This window comes from Paraburkholderia aspalathi, from assembly GCF_900116445.1.
Taxonomy (GTDB): domain Bacteria; phylum Pseudomonadota; class Gammaproteobacteria; order Burkholderiales; family Burkholderiaceae; genus Paraburkholderia; species Paraburkholderia aspalathi.
Window position 1 is genome coordinate 97090 of record NZ_FPBH01000022.1, and the last position, 16116, is coordinate 113205.

The 16116-nt window shown below is 62.0% G+C and carries 16 protein-coding genes; 7 read left to right on the forward strand and 9 right to left on the reverse strand.

What is annotated here, in order from left to right:
• Nucleotides 1–2 precede the first annotated feature (2 nt).
• A complete protein-coding gene (locus BM438_RS28785; protein WP_093641369.1) occupies nucleotides 3–575 on the forward strand; it encodes a chromate transporter in 573 nt (190 codons plus the stop codon).
• A 10-nt stretch (nucleotides 576–585) separates the two neighbouring features.
• Here BM438_RS28785 and BM438_RS28790 read toward each other — a convergent pair whose 3' ends face one another.
• From BM438_RS28790 to BM438_RS28825, 8 genes are all read right to left on the reverse strand, one after another.
• The gene (locus BM438_RS28790; RefSeq protein WP_093641372.1) at nucleotides 586–1833 is read right to left on the reverse strand and encodes an enolase C-terminal domain-like protein; all 1248 of its coding nucleotides are present in this window, start codon (nucleotides 1831–1833) and stop codon (nucleotides 586–588) included.
• Between the two features lie 115 nt (nucleotides 1834–1948).
• The gene (locus tag BM438_RS28795; protein WP_093641374.1) at nucleotides 1949–3241 is read right to left on the reverse strand and encodes an MFS transporter; all 1293 of its coding nucleotides are present in this window, start codon (nucleotides 3239–3241) and stop codon (nucleotides 1949–1951) included.
• Nucleotides 3242–3321: 80 nt separating this feature from the next.
• Nucleotides 3322–4089 carry an SDR family oxidoreductase gene (locus tag BM438_RS28800; protein WP_093641377.1) on the reverse strand — a complete coding sequence of 256 codons (768 nt, stop codon included), beginning with the start codon at nucleotides 4087–4089 and terminating at the stop codon, nucleotides 3322–3324.
• 90 nt (nucleotides 4090–4179) lie between these two features.
• Nucleotides 4180–4899: a FadR/GntR family transcriptional regulator gene (locus BM438_RS28805; RefSeq protein ID WP_093641380.1), complete on the reverse strand. Its 720-nt coding sequence runs from the start codon at nucleotides 4897–4899 to the stop codon at nucleotides 4180–4182.
• A 232-nt stretch (nucleotides 4900–5131) separates the two neighbouring features.
• On the reverse strand, nucleotides 5132–6127 hold the full coding sequence (locus tag BM438_RS28810; RefSeq protein ID WP_093641382.1) for an ABC transporter substrate-binding protein: 996 nt from the start codon (nucleotides 6125–6127) through the stop codon (nucleotides 5132–5134).
• A gap of 123 nt (nucleotides 6128–6250) precedes the next feature.
• Nucleotides 6251–7048 (reverse strand): BPSS1780 family membrane protein, encoded by a 798-nt coding sequence (locus BM438_RS28815; protein WP_093641385.1) that lies wholly within the window; start codon nucleotides 7046–7048, stop codon nucleotides 6251–6253.
• 56 nt (nucleotides 7049–7104) lie between these two features.
• A complete protein-coding gene (locus BM438_RS28820) occupies nucleotides 7105–8265 on the reverse strand; it encodes an HAAS signaling domain-containing protein (RefSeq protein ID WP_093641388.1) in 1161 nt (386 codons plus the stop codon).
• Nucleotides 8262–8603 (reverse strand): PadR family transcriptional regulator, encoded by a 342-nt coding sequence (locus BM438_RS28825; RefSeq protein WP_054039365.1) that lies wholly within the window; start codon nucleotides 8601–8603, stop codon nucleotides 8262–8264. The genes BM438_RS28820 and BM438_RS28825 overlap by 4 nt, the downstream gene beginning before the upstream one ends.
• 298 nt (nucleotides 8604–8901) lie before the next feature.
• Here BM438_RS28825 and BM438_RS28830 point away from each other — a divergent pair, with 298 nt between their 5' ends.
• The 4 genes from BM438_RS28830 to BM438_RS28845 all read left to right on the forward strand — a co-directional run bounded on the left by BM438_RS28830 (nucleotide 8902) and on the right by BM438_RS28845 (nucleotide 12786).
• Nucleotides 8902–10260: an MFS transporter gene (locus tag BM438_RS28830; RefSeq protein ID WP_093641390.1), complete on the forward strand. Its 1359-nt coding sequence runs from the start codon at nucleotides 8902–8904 to the stop codon at nucleotides 10258–10260.
• 105 nt (nucleotides 10261–10365) lie between these two features.
• Nucleotides 10366–10923 (forward strand): RraA family protein, encoded by a 558-nt coding sequence (locus tag BM438_RS28835; RefSeq protein WP_244179469.1) that lies wholly within the window; start codon nucleotides 10366–10368, stop codon nucleotides 10921–10923.
• A gap of 137 nt (nucleotides 10924–11060) precedes the next feature.
• Nucleotides 11061–11837, forward strand: a complete 777-nt coding sequence (locus BM438_RS28840; RefSeq protein ID WP_093641393.1) for a class II aldolase/adducin family protein — start codon at nucleotides 11061–11063, stop codon at nucleotides 11835–11837.
• A 22-nt stretch (nucleotides 11838–11859) separates the two neighbouring features.
• Nucleotides 11860–12786, forward strand: a complete 927-nt coding sequence (locus tag BM438_RS28845) for a 2-hydroxyacid dehydrogenase (RefSeq protein ID WP_167378474.1) — start codon at nucleotides 11860–11862, stop codon at nucleotides 12784–12786.
• Here the strand turns inward: BM438_RS28845 and BM438_RS28850 are convergent.
• A complete protein-coding gene (locus BM438_RS28850) occupies nucleotides 12783–13748 on the reverse strand; it encodes a LysR family transcriptional regulator (protein ID WP_244179470.1) in 966 nt (321 codons plus the stop codon). The two genes, BM438_RS28845 and BM438_RS28850, sit on opposite strands and share 4 nt — an antisense overlap.
• A 141-nt stretch (nucleotides 13749–13889) precedes the next feature.
• Here BM438_RS28850 and BM438_RS28855 point away from each other — a divergent pair, with 141 nt between their 5' ends.
• Both BM438_RS28855 and BM438_RS28860 read left to right on the forward strand, forming a co-directional pair.
• The gene (locus tag BM438_RS28855; protein ID WP_093641399.1) at nucleotides 13890–15122 is read left to right on the forward strand and encodes a Zn-dependent hydrolase; all 1233 of its coding nucleotides are present in this window, start codon (nucleotides 13890–13892) and stop codon (nucleotides 15120–15122) included.
• Nucleotides 15119–16021, forward strand: coding sequence for an HpcH/HpaI aldolase/citrate lyase family protein (locus tag BM438_RS28860; RefSeq protein WP_093641402.1), 903 nt, complete (start codon nucleotides 15119–15121; stop codon nucleotides 16019–16021). Before BM438_RS28855 ends, BM438_RS28860 begins: the two co-directional genes overlap by 4 nt.
• Nucleotides 16022–16116 lie beyond the last annotated feature (95 nt).

Here is a 16116-nt window from a genome sequence, read left to right on the forward strand (position 1 = left end):
TTATGTCGAATCGCGTTCTCCTACAGCTTGCGGCCGTTTTCGCGCCCCTGTCACTGGTGACGATAGGCGGCGGCCAGGCCATCATTGCGGATATCCAACGGCAGGTAGTCGACGTGCATGGATGGCTGACGCATGCCCAGTTTGGAGTCGACTTTGCCATTTCGCGCATGGCGCCCGGACCCGGGTCGCTGCTGGCCACTCTGATCGGCTGGCAGATTGCCGGGTTCTGGGGCGCCGTGGTGGCCACGCTGGCATTGCTCGCCCCGACCGGCATCCTGATCTACGGCGTGACCCACATCTGGACGCGATATAAGGGCGCGGCATGGCAACTGGCGCTCGAACGTGGGCTGCGCCCCGTCGCCTCCGGGATGATTCTCGCCGCGGGATGGGTTCTGTTGAAATCGCTCGACGGCGGGCATCCGGCGCAAGCGATTGCCCTCATGTCAGTGGGGACGCTGCTCAGCACGCGAATCAATCCACTGCTTCTGTTGCTTTGTGGCGCGTTGATGCTGCTCGGTATGTACGAGCTTGGCGCCAGCCTTCCGTCGCTGCTTCAGGTGCACATGGGGAGCTAGTGCAATTCCGTCACGGCGTCTGCAGCGTGCCGTCCTTCAGGCGGGTTTGCGTCCACGTCGTCACGGTGTTTTCGCACGGGTATTTCGCGGCCTCGGTTTCGTCGATGTCCACGCCCAGGCCCGGTTTGTCATTGGCATAAACGTGTCCGTTCCTGAATTCCGGCAGCCCCGGGAAGACATCGAGCAAGGCCTCTCTCGGCCCCTTAAGGTCCTGGATCACGAAGTTCGGCGGCTCAGTTCCCGACCACTCCTGCACGCCGAAATTGCGCGCGGCGAGATCGATATGGATGTTCGCCGCATGCGCTAACGGCGACATATCGCCCGGACCGTGCCATGCGGTCCTTACTCCGAACTGCTCGGCAAATATCTGCAACTTGCGTCCCGCCGTGATGCCGCCGATCTGGCTGAGATGCACACGGATGAAGTCGATCAGACGCTCGGTGATCAGAAACCGCCATTCGTACGGGTTGTTGAACAGCTCGCCCTGCGCCAATGGCGTAGTCGTTTTGGCGCGTAGCTGACGCATCCATTCGCCTTCCTCGAGCGCAACCGCGTCTTCGAGAAAGAACAGTTCGTACTGTTCCAGCTCGCACGCAAAACGGATCGCCTCCACCGGCTTCAGGCGTTCATGCACGTCATGGCACAACTCGACGTCGAAACCGACCTTGCTGCGAATGCCGTCGAACAGTTTGAGCGTCTCCCGCATGTACTTTCTGCTGTCGAGATACACGCCATCCGCGGCGCCTTCGGGTGCACTCGCTGGCGCCTTGCCGAAGCTACCTCCGCCATAGCCGCCGCTCTGGCAACGAATATGCGTGATGCCCTGCTCGCGATACTTCTGGATGCTCTCGCACAACTCGTTCAGATCGCGACCATCCGCATGGCGATAGATCGGTACGCCTTCGCGGCACTTGCCGCCGAACAGTTGATAGAGCGGCATGTTCGCCATCTTGCCCTTGATGTCCCACAGCGCCATATCCACACCGGAGATTGCGTTGTTCTCGATCGCGCCATTGCGCCAGTACGCGTTCTGATGCATCAGTTGCCACAGTTCCTCGATCGCCTCGGCGTCACGACCGATCAGCAACGGCCGCAGGTATTCCTCGATGAGGCACTTCACCGCCACGTGCCGGTAGGCGAACGTCGCGCATCCGAGACCGACCAGACCGGGCTGGTTAGTCTCGATCTTCACGACGATCAGGTTGATGCCTTCCGGCGCGGTCAGGATGACCTTTACATCGGTAATCAGGGTTGCCATGTTCTGTCTGCCAAAATCGAATCAATCAAACGAAGTCGAATTGCGCGCTTCTTCGCCAAAACGTGACGTCCGAGGTGTGGGGAAACACGGACCTGCACGAGAGATTCCCCGGGCGTTACGTACGATGCAGCGACAACGAAGCATCACGCTTGGCGTGCTCGTCGGCATTCGCGGGCACGGTCATCATCAGGATCACCGAAAGCAGCAGGCCGGTCGCCATGAAAATGTACGAAGCCGCCGGGCTGCCGGTCGCGCCGTTCAGATAGCCCACCACCCACGAACCGAGGAACGCCCCCAGCGCGCCGCATGCGTTGATGAGACCGATCGCGCCGCCCAGCACGTTGCTCGGAATCAGTTCCGGCACGAGTGCGAAGAACGGGCCGTACGGCGCGTACATCGCTGCACCTGCAACGACCAGCAGCGCGAACGAGATCCAGAAGTGCGAGCCGCCGATCAGGTAGGAAGCGACGAACGCAATGGTCCCGACGAGCAGTAGCGGCCAGACGAACAGCTTGCGATTGCGCGTCTTGTCCGAGAGCCACGACGCGAGCAGCATCAGGATGATTGCGGCGAGATAGGGCACCGCGGCAAGCCAGCCGACCGAGACGATGTCGATCGTCGAGGCGGCTTTGAGAATCGACGGCAGCCACATGATGAAGCCGTATACGCCGATGCTCCACAGCGCATGTATCGCGCAAAACTTCATCACAATCGACGAACGGAACGCCGCCTTGTAGTTGCGCACCGGCGCGATATGGGCCTGCTCGGCCTTCAGGCGCGCATCGAGTTCAGTCTTTTCGGCGTCGCTCATCCAGGGGGCGTCGGCCGGACGGTCTTTCACCGTGAACCACCAGACCACCGCCCATGCGATGGCGGGCATGCCCTCGAGGACAAACATCTCGCGCCAGCCGAAGCTGCGAACCAGATAACCCGACACCACCGACATCCACAGCACCGTCACCGGATTGCCGAGAATCAGGAAAGTATTGGCGCGCGAGCGTTCGCTACGCGTGAACCACCGGCTGATGTACATCAGCATCGACGGCATCACGGCCGCCTCCACGACGCCGAGCGTGAAGCGCAGCACCATCAACATCGGAATATTGCTGACCATGCCGGTCGCCGCCGCGCACAGCCCCCACAGAATCAGGCTGAAGAAAATCAGTTTCTTGACGCTGTTGCGCTGTGCGTAAATCGCACCGGGTACCTGAAACAGGCAGTAGCCGAGAAAGAACAGCGAGCCGATCAGCGACGAGGTGCCGTGCGTGATGCCGAGATCCTTGTCGATTCCGGCCGCGGCGGCGAAGCCGTAGTTCGCGCGGTCGAGATAGGCGAGGCTATACGTGATGAAGATGATGGGCATCAGATACCACCATCTTTGAGTTGCTACGGGTTTGACGCTTTCCATGATGTCTCCGGATCAGTGCGGCGCATGAACGACCTGGCGCGATTGGCTGTTTGTTTTGCTCTACCCGCGCGAACCTGCATTTAAAGAACGGCTAGCCAGCCACCATCGACGTAGATGATCTGGCCGTTCACATAGCTCGACGCGGGTGAGGCCAGATATACCGCCGTACCGACGAGTTCCTCCGGCTTGCCCCAGCGTTGCGAGGGATTGCTGCTCTTGACCCATGCGTCGAAAGCGGCGTTCTCGATCAGCGGCTTGTTCATGTCCGTCAGGATGTAACCCGGGCCGATCGCGTTCGCCTGAATGTCCGAGGCCGCCCACTCGGCGCTCATGGCGCGGGTCAGCATCTTGATGCCGCCCTTCGCCGCCGTATAGGCGCCGACCGTCGCGCGCCCGGCTTCGCTCGTGAGCGAGCCGATGTTGATGATCTTGCCGCCCGTGCCGCGCGCGATCATGCGGCGTGCAGCCTGCTTCGCGACGATGAAGGCGCTCGTCAGATTGGTGTCGATTACGCGCTGCCAGTCGCTCAGTTCGAGTTCGACGAGCGGCTTGCGAAACTGGATGCCGGCATTGTTGACAACGATATCGACTGGCACGCCGTCCTTGTCCCACTGCGCGAATGCTTCGGCAACGGCGCTTTCGTCGGTCACGTCGAAGGCGCGGCCTTGCGCATTGAAACCCTTGTCGCTCAGACGGGCGACCGCTTCGGCCACCGTGTCGGCGCGCGTGCCGTTCAGGATGACGTTCGCACCGGCGGCCGCCAGTCCCTCGGCAAGCGCGAATCCGATGCCGCGCGCCGAGCCGGTAACGAGTGCCGTGCGGCCGCTCAGATCGAATAGTTGTGTCATACGTGTGTCCTCTCGATGTTCAGAAACGAGGCGCGAGTGCGCCCCTCGCGATCCCGACGAGGGTCGCGATGAAATGGGTTATGGCGATTGCTACGCGGGTTGATCGTTAGCGGTTCGGTCCAGCGCGGCGCGGTCCTCGAAGTCCTGCTCGGCGCGCCTGATGAGCGTGAGTACGGCCTCTTCCGCCGCCACGGGATCCCCCTTCTCAATCGCGACGCACAGCGCCTCGTGCATCGGCAGCGAACGGGCCGGACCGCCGGCGATTTCAGAGCTGAGTTCGAAACTGGTGCGCAGGATCGCCGACAGCGCGTTCTGCATCTGCTGGACGAACTGGTTGTGGCAAGCAGTGAGGATGGCGCCGTGAAACGCCAGGTCGGCGGGAACGTACTCGCCGTGGCCGGCGACCGCGCGTTCCATTGCCTTGAAAGCGCGCCGGACCGCGATGCGGTCTTCGTCAGTCGCGCGTTTCGCGGCGAGCCTGGCCGCGTTCGGCTCGATGATCAGGCGCAGTTCCATCAGGTCTTCGATGAGGCCGGGCTCGACGGAGCTTGCACGCGCGCGCCACATGATCACGTCCGGGTCGAACAACTGCCATTGCGCACGCGGCAGCACGACCGTGCCGTAGCGGCGGCGCACCTGCAGCATGCCCTTGGCGGAGAGCGACTTCATCGTCTCGCGGATGGTGATGCGGCTCACCTGCATCTGTTCGGCAAGCACCGGCTCGGCGGGAAGAATGTCACCGGGCATGAATTTGCCTGAACAAATCTGTTCGCCCATCTGATTCAGGACCTGCCTGTGCAAAGTCGCCACGATTTGCTCTCTATGTCATACGTATGATGTAGAAAGATAGGCGCGACGAGGCCGTGTGGCAATTCGGGTTCACCCGGGGTGCGGGTTGGAAGGGGAGGTGTCGGGGTGCAGGGAATTGCCGGCGTGGAAGGGGTTGCCGGCGATGGCAGGCGCCGCCGGAGACGGAAGACGCCGGGCGAACGCGCGCCGCTGGGCGCGGAGCAGCGCGCCGCGAGGCGCGCCACCGTTCGCGTCAAACCTTCGCGATATGCGTCTCGGCAATCGCGCGGACATCGATGCGGCGCGGCAAGATAGCGTCGCGATCCGCGCTATCAGCAACCTTCTGGAGCGCGGCGATATCCGCGTCGGTCACGAAGTGCTGTTTCAATGCCGCGCGCTGCGTGATCTGCTTCGCGGCGTCGAGCGGCGAGCGCGTCAAGGTCGAGTAGATCTGCGCGTAGGCATCGGGGTTCGCGAGCGCCCAATCACCCGCGCGTTGCAGCCGAAGCAGAACGTCTGCTATAGCCGCGCGTTTGCGTGTATCAGCAAGTGCGGCGCCCGATGCAGTAATGAAGCCGAGACCACTATTGATCCCAGAACCGTCGCGCAAAATACGTGCGCCACGTTGAACAGCGATACCGTAGTACGGATCGAACGTCGCCCACACGTCGATCGATCCGGACGCGAACGCAGCAAACGCATCGACCGGCAGGATGAACCGGACCTTGACGTCGTCCTTCGAAAGTCCGGCTTCGGCGAGCGCACCATACAACTGGAATTGCGAAATGCTGCCGCGCGCCGACGACACGAACACGGTGCGCCCCTTCAGATCCGCCACGGTTCGAATCGGTGAATTGGGCGCAACCAGAATGCCGAGTTGCGCGCCCGAACCCACACGCGTCGCGACGATCTTCAAGGTCGGATCGCCAACAGCCGCGGCAAGCACAGGCAAGTCACCCGCGGGGGCAAGATCGACGGCGCCCGCGCGTTGCGCTTCGAAGAGTGGCGCAGCACCCTGGAAGTTGGCCCAGCGAAATGCGTACGGCGTGCCGTCGAGCACCTTGGCGGCTTCGGCGAGCGCTCGTGTGCCGCCGGCCTGGTCGCCGAGCACGATCGTGGTCGATGCCAGATCGGCGGCCTGCACGTTGAGTGAATGAAACGCGCCGGTTGCGGCAAGCGCCGGCACCGCGCCGAGCAGCTTCAGCGTGCGCCGCCGCGTGGAAAAAGACGTAGAAACAGAAGCGGCCATATGCCCTCGCTTGCAAGATTTCTGCAAGCGTAGCGATCAGGACGCTTCGTGAGAATGATTCAATTCCGATATCGTTATCTTGACCGGGCAGCTATCTTTTTCACCCCAGCGCGAACCCGTCACTTACGACTTCTCGAATATGCCGCGATACGCGCCGTACATCGACAGAACGATCAGCGCGCTGACCAGCGGTGTCACCAGCAAGCCGCGCAAAAGAAGCGGCGCGAAGGTGGCAAGCCACATGTCGGCGGCAATGGCGATGCCGAACACCAAAGCGACGCGCCAGTTACGCGCCACGGCACGCACACTCGCTGCCATCGCGTTCAGAGGCGAAACGTTGTTCAGAACAACCAGCGCCGGCGCGAACCATACGAGCGATGCCGCAAGCGCATAGGCCAGCATATTGAGCACCGGCTCCAGCGCATTGCCCGTGCCGTTATGTGCACCGTACACGATCGTCAGATCATGCACGCCATTCGGTGCAACAGATGTCTTCATCGACACATGAAACGCCACAAACGCGATCAGGTGCCCCGCATAGGCAACGGCAGCGCCACACTGCCCGATCATGATCAACGCATTGCGATGCACGTTGACGGCTTCGATCGTCTCGCGGATCGACCAAGGGCGTGCATTGCTCGCACGTTCCTGCATCAGCACCAAACCAGCGGCGAGGACCGGCCCGACGAGCACCGCCAGCACGCGCAACGGTGGCGCCAGTTCAAACAGCGTGACGAAATCGGCGCAGCCGAGAATCGCCACGAGCCACAGCACCGGATTCGCGCGAGCGATACGAACCCCTTCTGCGAGCCAGCCGGCAACATTCTCGACGCTGACCACGCGACCATCTGGATAGCGCAGCCCCGAAGCAGGTTGCCGGTGTGCCGGGACTGCCGTACCGCCTGAATAATGCATGTTCATGACCGTTTCCTTTTCATCGAATGAGGATAGAGACGTCAGTCAACCTGCGCCGCACTTCAGGCGGATTGCCCTTCGTCGAGTCGAGCAGTAATCAGATCGAGTTGCCGCTGAACATAGCGGACCAAAGCGCGCCATGTGATGCGCGTCAACCACAAACACAGCCACAAACCGACGATGCCGGCAACCAGCATCGCAAATCCGTAAATCATTGCGCCGATGCCCGAGCCATGCGGCCCGACGATCACGACGTTGTCCGAACCGTCCTTGATCGAAATGTGGTCGCGATCGATCACGACCGAATCCGAGCCGCTGTTGACCGCCAGACGCTTGCCGCTGCCGTCCGCGCCCTGCACGAAGGACACGTGGTCGCCGTGGTTCCTGATGTCCCACGCCAGCGCCTTCGCACCGGTTCCGATGCGCGCGACCGATACCTTGTCTCCTTCGCCATCCTTAAGATCGAGCGCTACGATGTCGGTGGCTGCGATCGACCATGTGCCGTCCGGGTCGACCTTGAACAGATCGCGCGCGCCGCCGACGGAACTGATCTTGAGTTTGCCGTCGTCGTTCTTGATGTCGATCGGACCGGCCAGCGTCACAACCGAAATCCGTGTGGCTGCATCTGGCCGCAGCACGAAACGGTCGCCGTCCACCCGGAACACCTTCATATTGGCGGTTGCGAGGCGCGGGTCGCCCTGTTTGGGGGCGTCATCCGCGTCGTCGTCATCATCGTCGTCGTTTCCGTTGGCGCTCGCCTGCTGACCCGTTTTCACGTCGCTGCTTTCGAAAGTGAACGGCACCGAATGGAACGCTGGCCACCCGAACAGGTGATGACTCCCGAGCGCAACCACCGTCACGAGCCCGGCAATCGTCAGCGCGCCTGAAACCGCGTAGCCGATCGTCAGCATCAGCAGATAGAACATGAACGGAATCAGCAGGAACAATTGCAGCAGACCAAGCCCCGCGATCGAAACGACCACCCGCATCAGGTTGCCGAACGAGCGCCGCGTTTCCCACTGACGGAAATTCGCCTGCGCCTTCAGTTCGCGTGCGAGCTTGACCGGGTCGCCGAGCGCTGCAACCACTTCCGCCTCACTGCGGCCCGCTGCGAGTGCGTCACCGAAGTACTCGCGATAGTCGGCGACGATTTCGTCGACCACCTGCTTCGGCAAACTCCGCAGTTCGTGGCGCAATTGCTGGATGAATGCGTCCTGCGTCATTGCTTTTCCCCTGTTCCTGAGGGCGTACGGGACAAGGCCAGCACACCGTTGACTTCATCGACAAAACTGCGCCATTCGCTTTGCATTTCCGCCAGACTGTTGCGGCCCGCCGCCGTCAGCGAGTAGTACTTGCGCGGCGGCCCCGAACTGGATTCCACGAAATACGTCGACACCCACGCCTCGGCCTGCAGCCGGCGCATCAGCGGGTAGATCGTGCCCTCGCTGATCTCCATGGTTTCGGAGAGCGTCGAGACGAGCTCGTACGCATAGCTGTCGCCGCCGGCGAGGACAGCTAACACGCACATATCGAGCGTTCCCTTCTTGAGCTGCGTTTTCATTCAATTCCATTACATTAGTGTGCATAGCACGGTACCTTGCTATGCACTGGTGCCGAACACACCGATCCGCGAGATGACGAACGAACTCTAGCACCCAGTATTGTTTAATGCAAGGTACTGTTTTATGCACAGGACACCCCCGCTCACCGGAGCGACCGTCCGATCATTCGCTCCATTAATACAAAGGATTAGAAATGAGACTTTTACTTATTGTTTTTGGCTTCCGATAAAGGCACCAGGCCATGCGCGCAATGGCTGCGTTCATCCACTGAAACCGCCATGCCTCAAGGAGAAACCCATGACGTCCTATCGCCCTGCGGACACGCCAGCGCCACTGCCAGGAGATGGCACCCCGGCCAACATGAAAAAGATCGCGGTGGCGAGTGTGATCGGCACGACCGTCGAATGGTATGACCTGTTCGTTTTCGCCACCGCCTCGGCACTCGTCTTCAACAAGGTGTTCTTTCCCGGCTTTGTCCCGTTGGTCGGCACCTTGCTGGCGTTCGGCACGTTCGCCTCCGCCTACCTCGCGCGTATTGTCGGGGCCGCCCTGTTCGGCCATTTCGGCGACCGCCTCGGGCGCAAGGCGATGCTGCTGGTCTCGCTCATCATCATGGGCATCGCGACGTTCTCGATTGGGCTGCTGCCGAACTACGCGTCGATTGGCATCTGGGCGCCCATTCTGCTGCTCACCTTGCGTGTCATTCAGGGACTCGCGCTCGGCGGCGAATGGGGCGGCGCCGTGCTGATGGCGGTGGAACACGCACCGGCCGGCAAGCGTGGACTGTATGGCTCGTGGGTGCAGATCGGCGTGCCGGCCGGCACCCTGATCGCCAATCTGGCGTTTCTGGTCTGCAACGCCACGCTGTCAAACGACGCACTGCTCTCCTGGGGTTGGCGCATTCCGTTCCTTGCGAGCGCATTGCTCGTGGGGGTCGGGCTTTATATCCGTCTGAACACATCGGAAACCCCGTCGTTCCGCAAGATCAAGGAAGCTGACGCGCAGGTCAAGCTGCCGATCGCCGAAGTCCTCACCCGATACTGGAAGCAGGTTCTGCTCGGCGGCATCGCGACGATGTCGACGGGCACCTCGTTCAACCTGATCGTCGCTTTCGGGTTGACCTACGGAACGCAGACGCTGGGCTTCTCACGTAACGCGATGCTTTCCATCGCGCTGATTGCCTGCGCGCTTTGCATCGTGTTGTTGCCGGCCTTCGGCAAGCTATCCGACGTCGTGGGCCGCAAGCCGGTGATCATCGGCGGCATCGTCGCCGAGGCCCTGCTCGCTTTTCCGCTTTTCTGGCTGCTGGATACGCGCGAGTTTCCGTTCGCGCTGCTCGGCTATCTGCTGATGATGACCGCCTTCGCCGCAAACTATGGACCCATCGCCACCTTCCTCGCGGAGTTGTTCGGCACCGAGGTTCGCTACTCCGGTCTATCGGTGAGCTATATGTTGTCCGGACTGCTCGGCAGTGCGGCCACGCCCATTGTCACCACCGCGCTGTTGTCCGCGACAGGCCGCGGTTCGTCGGTGGCGTGGTACATGATGGGCTCGGCTGCTGTTTCGGTACTCGCGCTCGTGCTGCTCGCGGAAACGCTTCGCCGCGATATCTCGTCTGCGGCGCGCACCAATGCCGCCACCGCGAGCCTTTCGTGAAGGCCTGAAATGAAAACGGAAAATGCCGCTCTGATGCAAGCCACGCCAGACTCATCCTTACTGCGCAGCCTCGAATCCGTCAGTTTCCCGACGCTAGGGCACTTCATGGAAGACGGCTTCGCGGACCATCATCTTCGCGCGATGGTCCCCAACGTGAAGGTGATCGGGCGCGCGGTAACGCTCAAGCTGCTGTCGCCCGACGCCATTCCCGTGAACCGCGCCCTCTCGCAACTCAAACCCGGTGACGTGCTGGTGATCGACATGAGCGGCAACCATACGCATGCACCGGTCGGAGCGGTCACGGCATGCGCCGCGCTCAACGCCGGCGCGAGGGGTGTTATCGTCGACGGCGTGGTGACCGATCTCCTCGAATTACGCAGCACGGGGCTGCCGGTGTTCGCGCGCGGAACGTCGTTGCTCACGACCAAAAAGCGCGACACGATGTCGAGCCTGTTTAACGAGCCGGTGATATGCGGCGGGGTCGTGGTGCGCCCAGGCGACATCGTGCTGGCCGACGACAACGGTGTACTGTTCGCCGAAGCACCGGCCCTCGCCGCCGTGATCGATATGGCGCAGGCTTCCGACCGAGCGGAGCCCGCGATACTGGCTCGCCTCAATGACAAAGCGCCGCTTCAGGAGGTCCTGCAGTGCGTCATGCCGTAAAGTATTCACGCGGCTAATAATCTGCATTAGAACAATGAAGTTGACGGACACTGACGCGCTAACGAACACTACGCGCACTACAGCACGTGAGAACCTGGGAGTCTTCTGAAATGCAATCCACGCCCACATCCGATCACATGAGCGACAAACTGACGCCGATCGGTACCGAACAGCAGGTACGGGAGGAACTGGCGGCGCTCTACCGGCTAGCCGCTCACTTCCGCATGACCGACATGATCGACACGCACATCACGGCGCGCCTGCCCAACTCGCCGGGCGAGCCGGCGGCCTTTTTGATCAACCGCTACGGCGTGCTGTTTCACGAAATGCGCGCGTCGGACCTCGTGAAGATCGATCATCTCGGCAATGTCATCGATGAGCGGGCGCACAGCGACCCTGCGTTGTTTCGTGTGAACGCCGCGGGATTCACGATTCATTCGGCCATCCACGCGGCACGCGACGATCTGCATTTCGTGATCCATACGCACACCGCCGCCGGAACAGCCGTATCGGCACAGGAGCAGGGACTGCTGCCGATCAGTCAGCATGCGTTGAAGTTCTACGGCAAGCTCGCTTACCACGATTACGAGGGCATCGCGCTCGAACTCGGCGAGCGCGAGCGTCTGGTGCGCGACCTCGGTTCCTGCAAGGCGATGATCCTGCGCAATCATGGCTTGCTTGCGGCCGGCTCCACGGCAGCCGAAGCGTTCCACGAAATCTATTTCCTCGAGCGAGCCTGTCAGGCGCAAATCCAGGCGCTGGCCGGTGGCAGCGCGCTGCGCATCCCGCCGCGCGAAGTGTGCGAGTTGACCGCGAGCCAGTTCGCTCGCGACGACTCCGCGGGAATTTCCGAGTTGGCGTGGCGCGCGGCGTTACGGTTGATCGACGACCCGAAATCCGACTACCGCAACTAGGCCCGTTCTCCGATTCGATGCAATGACCAAATTAGTTCTGATGAGCCGTGACTTCGACATGTCACACCTGGTGCAGCCGATTCTGCGCGCCGCCCCTGAATTCGATGTCGTGATGCACGGCGAGCGGTCCAGCGGCGATGCCGATATCGCCGTGTGCTGGAACCCGCCGGCCGGCGCGCTGGCGGAGTTGCCAAAACTACGGCTCGTGCATAGCATCGCTGCGGGTGTGGACAACATTCTGTCCGACCCTGCCCTGCCCGCCGTGCCGCTGTGCCGGGTCGTCGATCCGCAACACGCACGCGGAATGAGCGAATTCGTCACGTGGGGGGTGCTGCACTTTCATCGTCAACTCGACCGTGTGCTGGCCAATCAGCGTCTTAACCGCTGGTTCCGCGACGATCAGCGCGATGCTTCCGAATGCGCCGTCGGCATCATGGGACTGGGAGAAATCGGCAGCCGCGTCGCGACGGATTTGCGGCGCTTCGGCTTTGCAGTACGCGGCTGGGCGCGCAAGCCCCGCGAACTGCCGGGCGTGACGACCTTCGCCGGTCCGCAGGAATTCAAGCCATTCCTTCAGGGGACAGACATCCTCGTGTGTCTCCTGCCGCTCACGCACGAAACCCGCTGGATTCTCAACGCGAACACGTTCGAGCACTTGCGGCCTGGCGCAAAGCTGATTCACGTCGGTCGTGGTGAACATCTGGTGCCTGCGGACCTGATCGCGGCGCTGACGAGTGGGCAGATTGGCGGTGCAATCGTCGACGTGTTTCCGACCGAGCCGTTACCCCCCGAAGATCATTTATGGCGCGCGCCCAATCTGATCGTGACGCCGCATATGGCGTCGGTGGCAAGCTCGGACACGATCGCCACGCAGGTGGCGCACAACGCACGCAGGCTGATCCGCGGCGAACCGCTGCACAACGTGGTTGACGTGACTCGCGGCTACTAGGCGTGAGGCTCGAGGCCGGCACCTTCCGCCTGACCGTCGATGAACACATTCAGCGCGTCGATAAACGCAGCCTCAGCGGCGCTCAGCTTGCGGTCCTGTGACCACAGCATATAGATATCGAGGTCAGCCACGCCTTCATCCGGCGGCAGCCGCTGAAGGCGGCCTTGAGCGATATCGTCGCGCACGACGTGTTCCGGCAGGCAGCCGATGCCGAAGCCCGCAAAAATGAAGCGCCTCACCTCGGTCATGCTCGACGATGAGCCGACCACGCGCCCCGTGAAGCCCATCTCGTCACGAAAGAACGTGAGTGGCGACAGGTGGTCGCCTACTTTGTCGCCCGTGAAGGAGACGAACTTCTCGCCGGCGAGATCGGCGACCCGAAGATCGTCGCGCCCAAAGAGCGGATGATGACGTCCGCAGAAAAGTGCATACCGTTGACGCAGAAACACGCGGCTGTCGACTCGTTTGGGTAACGCGCGCCGCGGCGTCAGTCCGAGTGTTGCGGACTTTTGCTGGAGACTGTTCACCACATCGGCGCTGCGCATTTCCTGGCTTTCGAGCTCGATACGCGGATACGTGCGATGGAACTCGGCGAGAAACGTGTCGTAGGCCGGAAAATCGATTCCGCTGACGGTACTCACGCGCACCATGCCGGAGATATCGTGTTCGCGATCCACCTCGGCCAGCGACAGCCGCGAGATCGTGCCGTACACGTCTTCGGCAATCTGCTTCACTTCGATACCGGCCTGCGTGACCTCGATACGCGGACCGTGGCGATCCACGAGGCGCAGCCCCAACTGCTCCTCCAACCGGCGCAGCGCCTGGCTCACGGCGGGCTGCGTCAGGTGCAGCTTCGTCGCTGCACGACTCACGCTGCCTTCTTTCGCAATGGCAAGAAAAGTACGCAGCAGGTTCCAGTCAAGGCGGTCGTTCAGATAAGTGTCCGGGCGGTCTTTGCTCACGATGAGCCTCACTGGTTTCATCATCCGCCAAAATTATACTTAGGATTAGAATTAGAAATTAGACTTATCATTTTTGATTACGGATAAAGGCATCACGACGAACCCGACGCGGTCAGTACGCCGCGACTTCAGGAGTGTGTGATGCTAAAGCTCAATGGTGAGCGGCTCTGGACGAGCCTGATGAACATGGCCGCTGTGGGCGCCACGGCAGGCGGTGGCGTGCGGCGCCTCGCATTGACCGAACAGGACGCGGCAGGCCGGGCGCTTTTCTCGCAGTGGTGTGTCGACGCGGGGCTGACGTTATCCGTCGACCAGGTCGGCAATCTTTTCGCGCGACGCGCCGGCAAACGGAACGACGCCGCGCCCGTAGCAAGCGGGAGCCACCTCGACACCCAGCCCGAGGGCGGCCGCTTCGACGGGGTCTATGGCGTGCTCGCCGCGCTCGAAGTCGTCCGCACGCTGAACGATGCGAACATTCAAACCGACAAGCCCATCGAAATCGTCGTGTGGACCAACGAGGAAGGCGCGCGCTTCACGCCGGCCATGCTCGGTTCAGCAGCCTTCACAGGCGTCATGCCGCTCGCCCAGGCGTTGAACACGTGCGACGCTGCAGGGACATCGGTCGAGCAGGCATTGCAAGCAACCGGCTATGCCGGCACGCGCGCCGTGCCCGGCATCGTCTTCGACGCCTACTTCGAAGCGCATATCGAACAGGGTCCGGTGCTCGAGGAAAGCGGCGTGCCGATCGGCGTCGTCACGGGCGGCCAGGCGATTCGCTGGCTCGATGTGCGCGTGCGTGGCCAGGCCGCGCACGCAGGCACGACCCCGATGCAGTACCGCCGCGATGCGCTATTCGCGAGCGCGGAAATGGCGGCGGAACTGGAGAGCATCGCGGCAGATTTCTTTCCACAGGGTCTCGCCACCATCGGCGAACTGCACATACGCAATGCGTCGCGCAATACGATCGCGGCGGACCTGTCGTTCACGGTGGATCTGCGCCATCCCGACGATGCGATGATCGAAAAAATGGAAGCCGCGCTGCGCGAGCGCTTCGATGCCGTCGCCAGAAGACGGCGCCTGACTGTCGAAGTGGGGCAGCATTGGGTCAGTCCTGCTACGCCGTTCGATCCTCACTGCATTGCGGCTGTCAGCAACGCAGTAGAGACGCTCGACTATCCACATCAACGTATCGTCAGCGGTGCCGGACATGACGCGATCCATCTCGCGAAACACTGTCCGACCGCGATGATTTTCATCCCCTGCGTCGATGGCCTGAGCCATAACGAAGCCGAAGACGCTTTGCCGGCAGACGTCACGCGTGGCACGGATGTGCTGCTTCACGCGATGCTGGCCCGCGCTGGGCAGGCCGTATGAACGCGCATCAAACGCCTCGTCCACCCGGCATCCGGCGCACATGGCTCTTTGTACCCGGCAACCATGCCGAAGCCCACGCGGTCGCGCTGCAAAGCGGTGCAGATGCAATCGTCGCCGATCTCGAAGAGATGACTTCGCCGCAAGACCGGCCGCAGGCACGCGAGCGCATCGTCACGCTATTGCGCGAGGCGGCTCGCGCCGGCACGGTCGGCTCGGTACGGATCAACAAACTGGAGCATGACGGCCATGCCGATCTCGAAGGCGTCATGTCCGGCACCCCACGGGCGATTTTTCTGCCACACGCGGAGAGCGCGGCTCAACTGGCCGCGCTCGACGATGCGCTGGCCGTCATCGAGCGCAAGCTGGGCATTCCGGCGGGCTCGACGGAGGTGGTTCCAGTTATCGAATCCGCAAAGGGTCTGGTCAATCTGGGAGCGCTACTTCAGGTGGGTGCACGGATGAAGTGCTGCATGCTGGCGGTCGAAGACCTGGCGGCGAATCTCGGCGCGCGCCGCACGCCGGGCGGTCACGAACTGCTTTACGCACGCAGCCGCTTTCTGATCGAGTGTATTGCCGCCGGCTGCGTGCCGATCGATCTTCCTTGTACGTACCGGTCGGCGCAGGTGCTTGGGCAGGACCTGGACCTCTCCACGCAACTCGGATTCGCATCGAAGAGCGTCGTGTTTCCCGAACACGTGCCCGCGATTCACCGCGCGCTGACGCCGTCGGCCGAAGACGTGCGGGCAGCGCTCGCGCTCGTCGACGCACACGCAGCACAGCAGGCGAATCCATCCCCTATCGGATCGGTATGGATCGACTACCCGGAGCGCAACAATGCGCAACGGCTGATCGCGCGTGACGCGCTGCTCCGCGCCGTTGAGGAAAGCGGCAACGCATAAGCGGGCCAAGCATTAGCCGCTTTGATACTGAAGATTAAAAATCCGAATTTGGCGGGCGTATTTCGGCGACCGATAAAGACAGCGGTCAAGCCAAC